Genomic DNA, 12,300 nt, shown 5'->3' with positions numbered 1-12,300 from the left:
CCACCCCTTCGCTGCCGCTCCGGGTTCCACGGGTCCGGGACACGTCACGCCCGCCGCACCACGACGACCGTGCGGTCGTCGGCCGGCGGGCCGTTGGTGAATGCGTCTACTTCGGCCATCAGGCCGTCCAACAGCCCCTCGGCCGTCGCCGGGCGGGTCGCCAGGAGAGCGTCCAGCCGCTCCACGCCGAACACGTCGCCGGTCGCGTTCACCGTCTCCGTCACCCCGTCCGTGAACAGCACCACCTGATCGCCCGGCCCGAGGTCGATGGTTTGTTCCGGATAAGTCGTCCCCGCCGGGCTGATGCCCAGCGGCAGCCGCTGCACGCGGTTCAGCGCCACCCGCGACCCGTCCGCCCGCAGCACCCGCGGCGGGACGTGCCCGGCACTCGCGTAGGTCAGCGTGTTCCGCACCGGGTCGAACACGGCCGCGAACGCCGTGATGAAGCTGCCGGAGTGCCGGTTGTACCGCCCGACCAGGTTCGCGTTCAGGTGCGTCAGGAACGCCCCCGGCCGGCCCGGCTTCGCCGTCGCCGCGTGCGCGATGCTGTGCGCGATGGCCATCAGCACGGCCGCCGGCGTCCCGTGCCCGCTAACGTCCGCGACCAGCACGCCGAGCGTGCCGTCCGGCAGCGGGAAGAAGTCGTAGTAGTCGCCGCCGGCCCGGTTCGCCGTCCGGTAGTGGACGGCCACGTCCAGCCCCGGAACCGTCGGCAGCTCCGCCGGCAGCAGCGAGTGCTGCAACTCTGCGATCTCGCGGATTTCCGCGTCCGCCGTCTCGTAGGCCGCCCGCAACCGCTGGGACAGCACGAGCGTCTGCGTCGCCCGGCCGAACAGGTTCGTCATCCACACCAACTCCGGGACCTGCTCCGGGGCGAAGGCGTGCGGCTCCTCCCGCGTCACGACGACCGTGTTCAGCGCCGACCCGTGTTCGAAGATGGGAATCGCCAGGAGCGACCGCTGCCCCTCCAGGAAGTCCGCGGCCGGGTCGCCGTCCTTGAGTTCCACGTCGCCGATCAGCCGCGGCTCGTCGGCGTAGAGCAACTCCTCGAAGACGCCGCCGCTGACGGTCGGGAACCGGTCCCAGTTCGCGAACGGCTCCGGCATGTCCTTCCACAGGTTGAACCGGGTGACGCGGACGTTCGGCCGCTCGACCCCCCGGCGGGACAGGGTGAGCTGCCGGGTGGTCGGGAAGAGTTGGCCCATCCGCCGGGTGAAGACGCGGTACATCTCCTGCGGGTCCGAGTACCGGCTGAGTTCCCGCATGAGGTCGGCGCTGATGGCCAGCCGCGCCCGCCAGTTGCGGGTCCGGGTGTCGAAGAAGTCGGGGGCCAGGTTCATGGTCCGCCTCCGGCGGAGTCGCAGTCGGTTGCCCGGCGAGTGCGGCCAGACGTGGGGTCCACGGGCTACCTGAGATGACACCCGATTCGGGCGCGGAATGCAAGAACGGAATAGTGAATTCGGCGCGAACCCGCGAAGACTCCCTACTGAGCCGCGCAGGAAACCACGCCAACAACGCGGTTCGGGTGGCCGGGGCAGAGTCTTCGATGCCCCCGGCGCGCCTTACCGGCGCATCGAAGACTCTGAGCCGGCCACCCCGCAAACGCCCCGGACACCGAAGGCCGTGACTGAGAAGGGGGGCGTGACGAACTTTCCCCATTCTCGATTCTCGGCTCGTAAACCGCCGGCGGCGTGCGTATACTAATTCCATCAGTCGGTCATTTCCAACTGCTGAAGGCCGCGGCCGAAATCCCGCCTTCCACTCGTTCCACGTCGAGCTTCGTATGGCCAGCAATCTGTATGTCGGCAACATGTCCTTCTCCACCACGGAGGAGACGTTGCGGACGGCCTTTTCCCAGTACGGCACGGTCAACAAGGTCCAACTCATCATGGACCGGGAGACCGGCCGGCCCCGCGGGTTCGCGTTCGTCGAGATGGCCGACGGCGGGGACGCGGCGATCCAGGCCCTGAACGGGGCGCAGCTCGACGGCCGGACGCTGACGGTGAACGAGGCCAAGCCGCGGGAAGACCGCGGCGGCGGCGGCGGTGGCCGGGGTGGGTACGGCGGCGGCGGTGGCGGCCGGGGCGGGTACGGCGGCGGCGGCCGCGGCGGCCGGTATTGATCGACGACCGACCGAAACAAAAACGCGAACCCCGGCCGACACGCCGGGGTTCTTCGTTTGAGTGTGGCCTCCTAAACCGCGGCGTTCCGGATCACGGCCAGGCCGACCGCCGCGTCACGGCGGTCGAGGTCGCCGGCGGCGGCCAGCCGTTGCAAGAGTGGTTCGTATAGGGCCAGTTCGTCCGGCCCGGTCCCCGGCGCGGGCCGGAACGTGACGAGGAAGAACGCGAGGTTGGAAAAGAACGGGGAACTCGGCGACCCGACCGGCGGGGCGTCGGCGAGGAGGGCGTGAACGTCCGCCAGCGACCGCACGGCTTCGAGCCGGGGGCGGAACTTCTCCCAGGCGTGCCGCTCCAGCCGCTGCCAGTCCGCGGTGATGTTCACCGTCGTTTTCTGACTGTCCGCCACGCGGCCGCCCTCCGGTCCCTCCGTCACCGTAGCACACGGCGCGCCACCGCGGGGGTAAGTCCGCGTTTTGAATCTGCCCCGGCCAGGTTCGTCACCCGCTCAGAGGGCGGCGACGGCGGCCGTGGCGCTCGCGTCGTACGCGGCCGCCCCGCGGTCGGCCCGCAGCGCCTGATCGTTCCGCCACGCGACGACCGTGGCCCGCAACACCAAGTCCGCGAACACGGCCGTCACCACGAGCAGCTTCGCCAGGAAGTCCACGACGAACCGCCACGACGACAGGTCCAGGGCGTACACGAACGACTTCGACTCCGCCAGCGCCGCCTGCACGTCTTCCAAACTCACCTCGTCGTCCTCGCTCAGTTCCTCGATCTTCGTCGCCACCGCCGCCGACCGGTCGAACCCGATGAGATTCAGGCCGAGCACCTTCGTCGTTACCGCGAACGCGAGGAGGAGGCCGAGGCCGACGAGCGTGGTGACGAGGACCAGCCGCTTCACGCCGCCGATCTTCGCCGCATCCGCCTCGCCGACCTGCGACTGCACGAACACCCGGCCGCGGAGCGTGTACCAGATCGACGCCCCGGACCAGAGGATGACGCCGAGGATGAGCAGCGGGCTGCGGGCGAGGTGGTTCGCCAGGACGAGGATGACCAGCCAGAACATCAGGAACGCCGGGGCGGCGCAGACGAGCAGCCACCCCGGAAGTTGCGAGGCGGGGAGCAGCGACTTGATCCGCAGGCAGCCGTTCATCGTGCCGGGGATGAGCGCGAGCACGGCCGGCAACAGGAGCAGGTAGCTGCTGCCGGCCAGCACGAACTCGACCGCCAGCTCCTCGAGCGCGAGGGCCTTTTCCAGTTTCGTCCGGTCGAGCGGGGTCGTCGGCTTCTCGTCCCCTTCGTCGTCCTCGTCCGTCTCGGCTCCCTTCGTCGGAGGCGACGCGGCCGTCGCCGAGATCGAGACTTTCGGCAGCTCGATCGGCTCGACGTGATAGAGGGCGTTCACCGGCAGGAGGGCGTACACGAACGGGATGAGAAATGTCGCGCCCCACGCGGCGGTGAGGACCGAGGCCGTCGCGCCGGGCCGCTTCCACCGGAAGACGCCGAGCAGGCACGCGAGCGGCAGGCCGAGCGCCGCGAGCAGCCACGCGATTTCGAGGGCGACGCCGAGCGGCCGGAGTTCGCCGAACCCGGTTTGAATCGTGTCGAGGAGGGACAACGCGAACGCGAGGGCCGTCGGCACGAGGGCGACGAGCAAGAGGCTCCGCCGCCAGGCGGCGTACCGCTGCACGGCCGGGTCGGTGATGCCGGCGGCGGCGAGCGCGTCGGCCTCCGTGGCGGACGGCACGACCTTGCCGAGGTTCCAGCCGAAGGCGCGTTTCAGGTGCGTGAGCGGGGAGGCCGACGTAGGGACGGCGGGCATCGAGGGCTTTCTGGTGTGGGCGGGCGACAGGAAACTGTGGGACGGCACGCCGGCCGGGTCAAGCGGCGGCGGGGCGGATTGTTTGAATATGAAGGGCGACGGGCCGTCGAACGTGGGATCAACTCACGACCCCGCGAACCCGGAGTTGGCCGTCGGTCAGCTCGAACAGCACCAGGTCCGCGGCCGCGCCGGCGGCGAGCTGCGGGACCGGCAGGCCGAGTAATTCCCGCGGCCGGACGCTCGCCATCGCGATCGCCTCGGCGAGCGACACGCCGGCGGCGTGCATGACGTGGGCGACGCACGTGTCCGTGAAGCTGCCGGACCCGGCGAGGTACGGCGTCCCCGTCACGACGATCTTCCCGCCCGGTAGCACTTCGAGGTCCGTGCCCCAATCCCGGTAGCGGCCCGGCGGCAGCCCGGCGAGGTTCCCGGCGTCGCACGTGATGAGCAGTTTGTCACCCTTCGCCCGCGCGAAGCACTTCACGACCGCGGCCGGCAGGTGGTGGCCGTCCGGGATGATGCTCGCGAACAGGTCGTCGCACGCCAACTGCTCCCAGATCACGTTCTCGTGCCGCGGTAGCGTCGCGTGGCAGCCGTTGCCGAGGTGCGTGCTCGTCTTCGCCCCGGCCCGCACGGCGTCGCGAATCTGTTGCCCCGTGGCGGCCGTGTGGCCGATGGCGACGACGACGTTCGCGGCCGACAGTTGCTCGATGAATTTCAGCATCCCCGGCCGTTCCGGCGCGACGGTCACCATGCGGATGCGGCCGCCCGCGGCGTCTTGCCAGCGGCGGAACTCGTCCCAGTCCGGGTCGCGGACGTGCTCCCGCGGGTGCGCCCCCCGCGGCCCGTCCTCGGCGGACAGGTACGGCCCCTCCAGGTGGTAGCCCGGCATCCGGCCGGCCAGGTCGGCGTCCGACTCAACGGCGTGCGTGAGGGTCGCGAAGCCGTGGCGGATGTTCTCGAAGCTGTTCGTGATGAGCGTCGGGAGGAACCCGCCGATGCCGTGGTCGCGGCACGTGTCGGCGATGAGCCGCACGTCGGCCGGCGTGAGCGTCGGCGAGACGAACCCCTTCCCGAGGCAGCCGTTGATTTGGATGTCGAAGAAAGACGGCGCGACCCACGGCAGGTCCGCCGCGTCCGGGGCAGGGGAAACCGAGACGATGCGGCCGGCCTCGACCGCGAGCGCGATCGGCAGCTGGGTGGCGTAGTGGCGGGCGGTGAGGGTCATAGTAGTAGGCACACTCCGTGTGCCGTTTCCTTCCCGTCGCGGTGAGTTCGTGCAGGTTTCCGCGACCGACAGGAGACGGCACACGGAGTGTGCCTACTACTATGTCCCCGCGGGATCGCGACAGCCGGTTTCGTTGAAGGTGTCTGTTACGGCTGCCCCGGTTGCGATTCCTCGTCGCCGCCCTGAATCTTGCTCCCCTGCAGCCGCGCCACCAGCAGCCCGAGGCCGACGGCCGCCAGCACGCCCCCCGCGCCCAGCGAGAGCATGATGAAGTCGCGGCGGTCGAGGTCGTACAGCGGTCGGATGCTCGTCTCCGCCATCCGCGCCTGCAGCACGTCGGCCGGGTCCGTGAGCGGGGACGACATCAACTCCACGTCGAATTCGCCGACCGGGGCGGGGGCCGGGCCGGCGGGCGGCAGCGGCGACGGCCGCGGCGGGACGGACGGCGGCTTCAGCGGCGGCGGGGCCGCCGTCGCGACGCCGGCGTTCGCCCCGGCCAGCGCCGCGGCGAGGCCGGTCCCCATCTTGATCTTCCCGGACGGCGGGCCGGCCACGCTCGCCCTCGGCTTCGGCGGCGCGGCCGTCGGCGTCGCGATCCCGCCGGGCCGGACCTTCGCCCCGGCCGAGTCCGGCCGCGGCATCGCCGGCGGGACCGGCGGGTCCGGGTTCACGCGGATCGGCGGCTTCGGGTCCGGCTTGATCGCCGCCGGAATCGGCTGCGTCCCGTCGTCGCTGTTCAGGAACTCCTGGTAGCCGGGCAGGATCGTCGTCGTCATCGGCTCGGCCGCGTCCGGCGGCACGTAGGTGCGGAGGGCGAGCGCGGCGTCGGCCGGCGTCTGGTAGCGGTTGGCCGGGTCCTTCTCCAGCATCTTCGCCAACACGGCCTGCAACCCCGGCGGCGTGCCGGGGGCGAATTGCGCGATCGGCGGCGGCGGCTCGGTCGCGTGCTTCACCATCGTCGTCATCACGTTCTTCTCGACGAACGGCGGCCGCCCGGCGAGGCAGGCGTACAGCACGCACCCCAGGCTGTAGATGTCCGCCCGCACGTCGGCCCCGCGGGCGTCGCGGGCCTGCTCCGGGGCCAGGTAGTCCGGCGTGCCGACCAGCGCGCCCTCGGCCGTCAGGTGCAGGTCCTGCGTCGAGACGCTCTCGTCGTCGAACATCTCCCGGCCGAGGCCGATGTCGAGAATCTTGAGCGTGGCGGCCGCGGTCGAGTCTTGTTTCGCCGGCCCGGCCGGCACGAGCATCAGGTTCGCCGGCTTCAGGTCGCGGTGGACCATCCGCTTCTCGTGCAGGTGCTGCAGCCCCCGGAGGGCCTGCGTGACCAGCCGCGCGGCCTCCGCCGGGGTCAGCTTCTTGCGGCGGCCCAGCACCTCGTCGAGCGTCTCGCCCTCGAGGTGTTCCATCACGATGTAATGCACGCCGGGGCCGCCGTTCTCGCCGGCCGTGGACGCGAGTTGGAAGGCCCGCACGATGTTCGGGTGGTCGAGCTGCGTGAGCAGCCGGGCCTCCCGCTGGAACCGGCCGAGGAGGTGGGGGTTGCGGGCCTTCGACGCCGACAGCACCTTGAGCGCGACGACCTGCCCGGTGTTGTGGACGGCCTTGTACACGCCGGCCATCTGCCCCTTGCCGATCCGGTCCTGGATGACGTACCCGCCGACGTAGAACCCCTCGGCGTGGCCCCGTTGGACCATCGCGGCTTGGTACTCGGTGAGCAGCCGGCGGGCGACGAGGTACTTGCGGAAGGAATCGACCTCGGCGTCGGTGGCCTTCGACTCGCCGCGCCACCGGTCGGCGACGGCGGCCACGTCGGCCGCCGGGAGCAGCCGGCTGCGGGCGAGGACGCCGCAGTACTCGGTCACGGTCGCCGTCGGGTTCGCCATCGAGCGTGGCTCCGGAAGAACGGGCAACTATCGGTCACTGCTGGGCCGCCCGGACGAGGGCCAACACGTCCGGGTGGTCGCGGTACAGGTCTTCGATTGCTTTCAACATAGCGTCTGCTTCCGCGCTCTGCCCGGCCGACCGCAACTTTCTCGCCTGGGCGATGGCCTCTGCCGCCGGGCCGGTGTTCGCCCGCGGCATCGGGTGTTTCGGCAGTTCCGCCAGCCCCTGCTTCGCCAACTCGACCCACCGCCGCTCGACCTCGGCCGGGCCGAAGACGCGGGCCAACGCCTCCCACGTCCGCTTCGCCTCCGGGCCGTCCCCGACCTGCGCGAGCTTCAGCCCGCGGTGGTACAGTCGCTCCGCCTCCGACGCGTACTTCGCCCGGCCGCCGCTGGCGAGCGACCGTCGCAGTTCCTTCCGCTCGATCAGGAACTGCTTCGCCGTGCGGACCTCGTCCGCGTTCCAGTCCGGATGCCAGCGGGCGAGCGGGTCGAGGTACTCGTCGCGGGCCTTGTCCCAGTCGTCCGGGTTGTCCGACGCGATGAGCGGTTCCGCCGCCGACCAGAGCGATTCCGGCGACGGCCTCGGGCGGAAGAACGCGAACAGGATCGTGCCGACGACGAGGAGGAACAGCGTGCCGAGGACGCCGGCGCGGAGCAGTTTCCCCCGGCGGTCGCTTGTGGTATCGGCGTCGGCCGTCGCTTCCGGAAGCTGCGGGAGCGGGGCGTGAACGCCGGTCGGGTCTTCCGGACTCGGCGGCAGAAGAACCTTCGCCCCCTTGCGTTCGAGCTTGCCGCGAATCTGGTCCAGTTCCTCGATGATCGCGGCGGCGCTCGCCGGGCGGCGGTTCGGGTCCTTCGCCAACAGCCCGCAGACGAAGTCGTCGAGTTCGTGCGGCAGCTTCGGGACGAAGTTCGCCGGCCGGTCGGGGAGGGTGTAGCAGTGCTTGTGCATGAACTCGGCGGCCGTGGCCGCGTGGAACGGCGGGCGGCCGGTGAGGACCGTGTACAGCACGCCGCCGAGGGCGTACAGGTCGCTACGGCGGGTCAGCGGCTTGCCGGTGAAGTGCTCCGGGGCGAGATACCCGGCCGTGCCCATCGGCTCGGCGGGGAGCGTGAGCGGGGCCTGGTTCAGCACCTTCGCGACGCCGAAGTCGGTGACCTTCACCAGCCCGTCGGCCGTGACGACGAGGTTGCTCGGCTTCAGCTCGCGGTGCAGGATGCTGCGGTGGTGGGCGTGCTTGAGCGCCCACGCGGCCTGGAGCGCGACGCGGAAGAAGTACGTCGGCCAGTTCAGCCCCGGCTGGTCGGCCTTCGCGAGCAGCTTCGCGGCGTCCGTCCCCTCGACGAGTTCGGAGGCGTAGTACGCGAGGCCGGCGTGAACGCCGCTGTCGTAGAGCCGGGCGATGTTCGGGTGCGTCAGCCGCCGCAGGGCGAGCATCTCGGCCGGGAACCGGGTCTGGAACGCGGGATCGCGGGCGAGCGGGTGCGACAGCACCTTGACGGCGGCAACGGCGGGATCGGAATCGGACTTCGGGTCGGCGTTCGTGGCGCGGTAGACCGTGCCGACGCTGCCGGTGCCGATCTCCTCGGTGAGGACCCAATTCCCGATCCGCGTGCCGATCATGTCTGCTCCGCCGAGCGGCCCGACTTCCGAAGTCCGGCTTCGACTTCGGAAGTCGATCCCGTGCGGCCACTGTCGCGTGCATCGGGAGTCGTTGCCGTTCCGACTTCCGAAGTCGAAGCCGGACTTCGGAAGTCAGGTGGTCGGCCTCGGCAAGGTTGGCCTACCTTAAAGATATGAACGCACTGCTCTTGATCGCCCACGGCAGCCGTCGGGCGGAGGCGAACGCCGACCTGGAGTACGTCGCCGCCGCGATGCGACAGCGCGGCCGGTACGGGCACGTCCAAGTGTCGTACCTGGAGCTGGCGGAGCCGAGCATCCCGGCCGGCGGCGAGGCGTGCGTCCGGGCCGGCGCGATGGCGGTGACGATGCTGCCGTACTTCCTTTCGCCGGGCGTCCACGTGCGGCAGGACATGGAAGAGATTCGAGAAGAGTTGGCGGCGAAGTTCCCGGACGTGGCGTTCAAACTCGCGGAGCCGTTGGGCCGACACCCGTTGTTGCTAGAGGTGGTCGAGCAGCGGGCGCGGGAGGCAGAGACTTGACTTCCGAAGTCCGGCTTCGACTTCGGAAGTCGAGGTCGCAACCGCTCGCCATTGATGGGTTAGGCCGTCGCTGCCGTTTGGACTTCCGAAGTCGAAGCCGGACTTCGGAAGTCAGGTTTAGTCCTTCAAAACCCCCAGCTTCCGCAGTTGAATCCGCACGTCCTCGGTCCACGGGTAGACCAGCGGCTGGTCCGGCGACGCCCCCTCGAACCCCGGCGACCGCGGCAGCCCGGCCACCTTCCACCCGAACGGCGTCTTCACCAGCGGCAGCACGTACTCGCCGGCCGAGATGCGGCGGGCGTCATTCACCGGCAGCGGCGTGACCGCCTTGTCCAGCCGCTCCACGTCGATCTCGCCCGGCACGTCGGCCGGGCCGCGGATCACCTTCAGCACCTTCGCCTTCGTCAGCGGCTCGCCGGCGTCGGTCGCCTTCACCTCCGCAACGACGACGTGCGTGGCCTCCGTCAGTTGGGCCGTCGAGACGATCTGCACCGTCCCCTTGTTCGCGACGGCGACGGCCAGCCACGCCAGCCAGCCGACAAACGCGAGCGCGGCCACGATCAGCCGGATGCGGGCGAAGCTCATCGGTCCACCTTCCGGGCGGGGTAGGCGGCGGTCGTCAGTTCGTACCCGTCGGCCAGGGCCGCGTGGAGGTCGAACACGTCGCGGAAGTCTTCGCGGTCGTCCCGGTCGGACTTGCTGAGCTGCTCGATCTTGATGAGGTTGAACACGAGTTCGCCGAAGTCGTCGGTCGCGTGGACGCCCCAGAGCTTGAACACGACCGGGGCCATCATGCCGAACTGCTGGATCGCCAACTCGCACGCCCCGCGGAGGAGTTCCTCCCCGCAGACGTGGTTGTCCTCGGCCGGCTCCCGGCGGCCGCCCGGCACGCGGCCGAGCCGCTCCTGCGTGTACGTCACCGTCTCGCAGACGAACTCGTAAGCCTCGTACATGTACCGCGGGTCGTCTTGTATCAAGTCCAGTAACTTCTGGTTCACCGCAAACTCCTCGCCTGGGGCGGCGGACCGCCCTCGAATCCGTTCTACAGACGCGTCAACACGTCGTCGGCCGCGACCGGCTGCCGGCGGCCGTCCTCGAACTCCACGAGCAGCCGCCGGGCCAACACCTCCTGGGCGAGCACCTTGCCCTGGCCCTTGCTCGTCACCACCCGGCTGCCGACCGGCGGGAGTTCCTTCGTGAACTCCTCGTACACGTCCTGCTCGTACCGCAGGCAGCACTTCAGCCGGCCGCACCGCCCGGAAATCTTATTGGGGTCGAGCGTCGCCTTCTGAAGTTTCGCCATCCGCATGCTGACCGGCGGCATGACCGCGAGGTGGGTGTTGCAGCAGACGGGGCGGCCGCAGTCGCCGTAGTCGGCGAGCAGCTTCGCCTCGTCGCGGACGCCGATCTGCCGCAGTTCGATCCGCGTTCGGAACTCGCGGGCCATGCCCTTCACGAGTTCGCGGAAGTCCACCCGGTTCTCGGAGATGAAGTACATGAGCAGCCGCTCGCCGCCGAACAGTTGCTCCACGTCCACGACCTGCATCGCGAGCCGGTGCTGGCGGATGAGTTCGACGCACTTGTCGTACACCTTGTCCCGGTCGGCCGCGAGCGCGGCGATCTTCGCGAGGTCGGCGTCGGTCGCGACGCGGATGATTGTGCCGCGCGTCGGGTCCGGCAGTGCGGCGAGGGCCTGCGGCGTCGCGGGGCAGAGGACTTCGCCCATCTCGTGGCCGCGCTCGGTGGTGACGACGACTTTTTGCGACCGTTTGAGCGCGGGGACGCCGGGCGACGGGAGGAACTCGCCGAGGAAGCGCATCGCCCCGTGGCGGACGACGTAGCTGGGGGAATCGGTGCGAGGCGGCATCGCGGGGTCCAGAGCGTGGGCGAGGGGCTTTTATATAGCCGCCGGCTTGCCGGCGGGGTTTCGGGGGTCGCAAAACCCCGCCGGCAAGCCGGCGGCTATATACGGAGGCGTCACACGTGCAACTCCACCACGTCCTTGTCCTTCAGAACGTGATCGCGGCCGACGGTCTGGCCGTCGAACTGCGCGCTGCCCCAAACGCGTGCCGACTTCAGGTTCTCCTCGAAGTCGTTGTGGACGTGCCCGGCGAACTCCGCGACCGACGACCCGGCCGGGCAGGTGAACGGTGACGTCATGTCGGCCTGCTTGCCGGGTTGCTTCGTGTAGACGCGGATGACGCCGAGGGCGTCGTAGATCGCCTGCCGCAACTCCGGCAGCCCGTCGCCGCGCTCGGCGGAGGTCACGAACGTCGAGAAGCGATTCCCGAACGTTTCCTTCGCGATTTCGAGCCGGATGTCGGCCGCCTCGTCATCGGCCTTGTTCATAACGAGGATCGTCTTGAGCTGGTACGTCGTCGGGTCGTCGTCGGCCGACTTCTCGGTGACGAGCAACCGCCGGGCCTGCTTCAGCCGCTGGATCGTGGCCTCCGTGTTCGCCGGGCCGTCGTCGTCCGCGAGGTCGAGGAACAGCACGGCCGCGTCCGCCGACCGCGTGAAGTCGGTGACGAAGTGCTCGTAGGCGTCCGGCGTGACCGGCGGCAGGTCGATGAGCTGCACCCGCACGTCCAGCACGTCCATCATGCCGGGGATCGGCTCGCGGGTGGTGAACGGGTACGGCGCGACGGCCGGCATCGCCTTCGTCAGTTTCGAGAGCAACAGTGACTTCCCGGCGTTCGGCGGGCCGAGGAACACGACCGTGCCGGCCCCCTGCTTCGGAATCTTGAACGTGCCCGGCGCGGCCTTCTTCGGCCCGAGCTTCTCCTGCTCGATCTGGTCGGTCAGCTCGCTAATCTTCGTCTTGAGGATGACCTGAACTTTTTCGCTCGCCTTGTGCTTGGGCAGGATGACCCACATCTCGCGGAGGGCGACGAGCTTCTCCTCGGCGGTCTTCGCCTTGTGGTAGCGGGCGTCCGCGTCGTGGTACTGCGGCGGCAGGTTGACGGCCATGACGTTCCTTATATAGCCGCCGGCTTGCCGGCGGGGTTTTGCGACACCCCAAACCCCGCCGGCAAGCCGGCGGCTATATGAAGAAGGCTCGGTGGGCACATTTCGTTA

General features: G+C 69.8%; 12 protein-coding genes. 2 read left to right on the top strand and 10 right to left on the bottom strand.

Going from position 1 to position 12,300, the window contains the following annotated elements; all coding sequences use genetic code 11:
• Positions 1 to 44: 44 nt before the first annotated feature.
• Positions 45 to 1,340, bottom strand: a complete 1,296-nt coding sequence (locus AC5JJ2_RS09310) for a PP2C family protein-serine/threonine phosphatase (RefSeq protein ID WP_495857703.1) — start codon at positions 1,338 to 1,340, stop codon at positions 45 to 47.
• Between the two features lie 443 nt (positions 1,341 to 1,783).
• Between AC5JJ2_RS09310 and rbp the strand changes: the two genes are divergently transcribed.
• Complete coding sequence (gene rbp, locus AC5JJ2_RS09305) at positions 1,784 to 2,122, top strand: RNA-binding regulator (protein WP_495857702.1); 339 nt, start codon at positions 1,784 to 1,786, stop codon at positions 2,120 to 2,122.
• Between the two features lie 71 nt (positions 2,123 to 2,193).
• Here rbp and AC5JJ2_RS09300 read toward each other — a convergent pair whose 3' ends face one another.
• From AC5JJ2_RS09300 to AC5JJ2_RS09280, 5 genes are all read right to left on the bottom strand, one after another.
• Positions 2,194 to 2,529 carry a hypothetical protein gene (locus AC5JJ2_RS09300; RefSeq protein ID WP_495857701.1) on the bottom strand — a complete coding sequence of 112 codons (336 nt, stop codon included), beginning with the start codon at positions 2,527 to 2,529 and terminating at the stop codon, positions 2,194 to 2,196.
• A gap of 99 nt (positions 2,530 to 2,628) precedes the next feature.
• Entirely contained in the window at positions 2,629 to 3,945 is a 1,317-nt protein-coding gene (locus tag AC5JJ2_RS09295) for a hypothetical protein (protein ID WP_495857700.1), read from the bottom strand.
• Between the two features lie 118 nt (positions 3,946 to 4,063).
• Positions 4,064 to 5,173 (bottom strand): N-acetylglucosamine-6-phosphate deacetylase, encoded by a 1,110-nt coding sequence (locus tag AC5JJ2_RS09290; protein ID WP_495857699.1) that lies wholly within the window; start codon positions 5,171 to 5,173, stop codon positions 4,064 to 4,066.
• A gap of 146 nt (positions 5,174 to 5,319) precedes the next feature.
• The gene (locus tag AC5JJ2_RS09285) at positions 5,320 to 7,056 is read right to left on the bottom strand and encodes a serine/threonine-protein kinase (protein WP_495857698.1); all 1,737 of its coding nucleotides are present in this window, start codon (positions 7,054 to 7,056) and stop codon (positions 5,320 to 5,322) included.
• 34 nt (positions 7,057 to 7,090) lie between these two features.
• Positions 7,091 to 8,683, bottom strand: a complete 1,593-nt coding sequence (locus tag AC5JJ2_RS09280) for a serine/threonine protein kinase (protein WP_495857697.1) — start codon at positions 8,681 to 8,683, stop codon at positions 7,091 to 7,093.
• Positions 8,684 to 8,856: 173 nt separating this feature from the next.
• Here AC5JJ2_RS09280 and AC5JJ2_RS09275 point away from each other — a divergent pair, with 173 nt between their 5' ends.
• Entirely contained in the window at positions 8,857 to 9,222 is a 366-nt protein-coding gene (locus tag AC5JJ2_RS09275) for a sirohydrochlorin chelatase (RefSeq protein WP_495857696.1), read from the top strand.
• A 117-nt stretch (positions 9,223 to 9,339) separates the two neighbouring features.
• On the opposite strand, the gene AC5JJ2_RS09270 is transcribed toward AC5JJ2_RS09275, so the two are convergent.
• From AC5JJ2_RS09270 to AC5JJ2_RS09255, 4 genes are all read right to left on the bottom strand, one after another.
• Entirely contained in the window at positions 9,340 to 9,807 is a 468-nt protein-coding gene (locus AC5JJ2_RS09270) for a hypothetical protein (protein WP_495857695.1), read from the bottom strand.
• Positions 9,804 to 10,220, bottom strand: coding sequence for a Minf_1886 family protein (locus AC5JJ2_RS09265; protein WP_495857694.1), 417 nt, complete (start codon positions 10,218 to 10,220; stop codon positions 9,804 to 9,806). The genes AC5JJ2_RS09270 and AC5JJ2_RS09265 overlap by 4 nt, the downstream gene beginning before the upstream one ends.
• Before the next feature lie 44 nt (positions 10,221 to 10,264).
• Positions 10,265 to 11,089, bottom strand: coding sequence for a PSP1 domain-containing protein (locus AC5JJ2_RS09260; protein ID WP_495857693.1), 825 nt, complete (start codon positions 11,087 to 11,089; stop codon positions 10,265 to 10,267).
• A gap of 110 nt (positions 11,090 to 11,199) precedes the next feature.
• Entirely contained in the window at positions 11,200 to 12,192 is a 993-nt protein-coding gene (locus AC5JJ2_RS09255; RefSeq protein ID WP_495857692.1) for a GTPase, read from the bottom strand.
• Positions 12,193 to 12,300: the final 108 nt, after the last annotated feature.

This window comes from Limnoglobus sp. (assembly GCF_059499385.1).
Note: the sequence above shows the minus strand (reverse complement) of the source record. Positions and strands in the feature narration are given on the sequence as shown.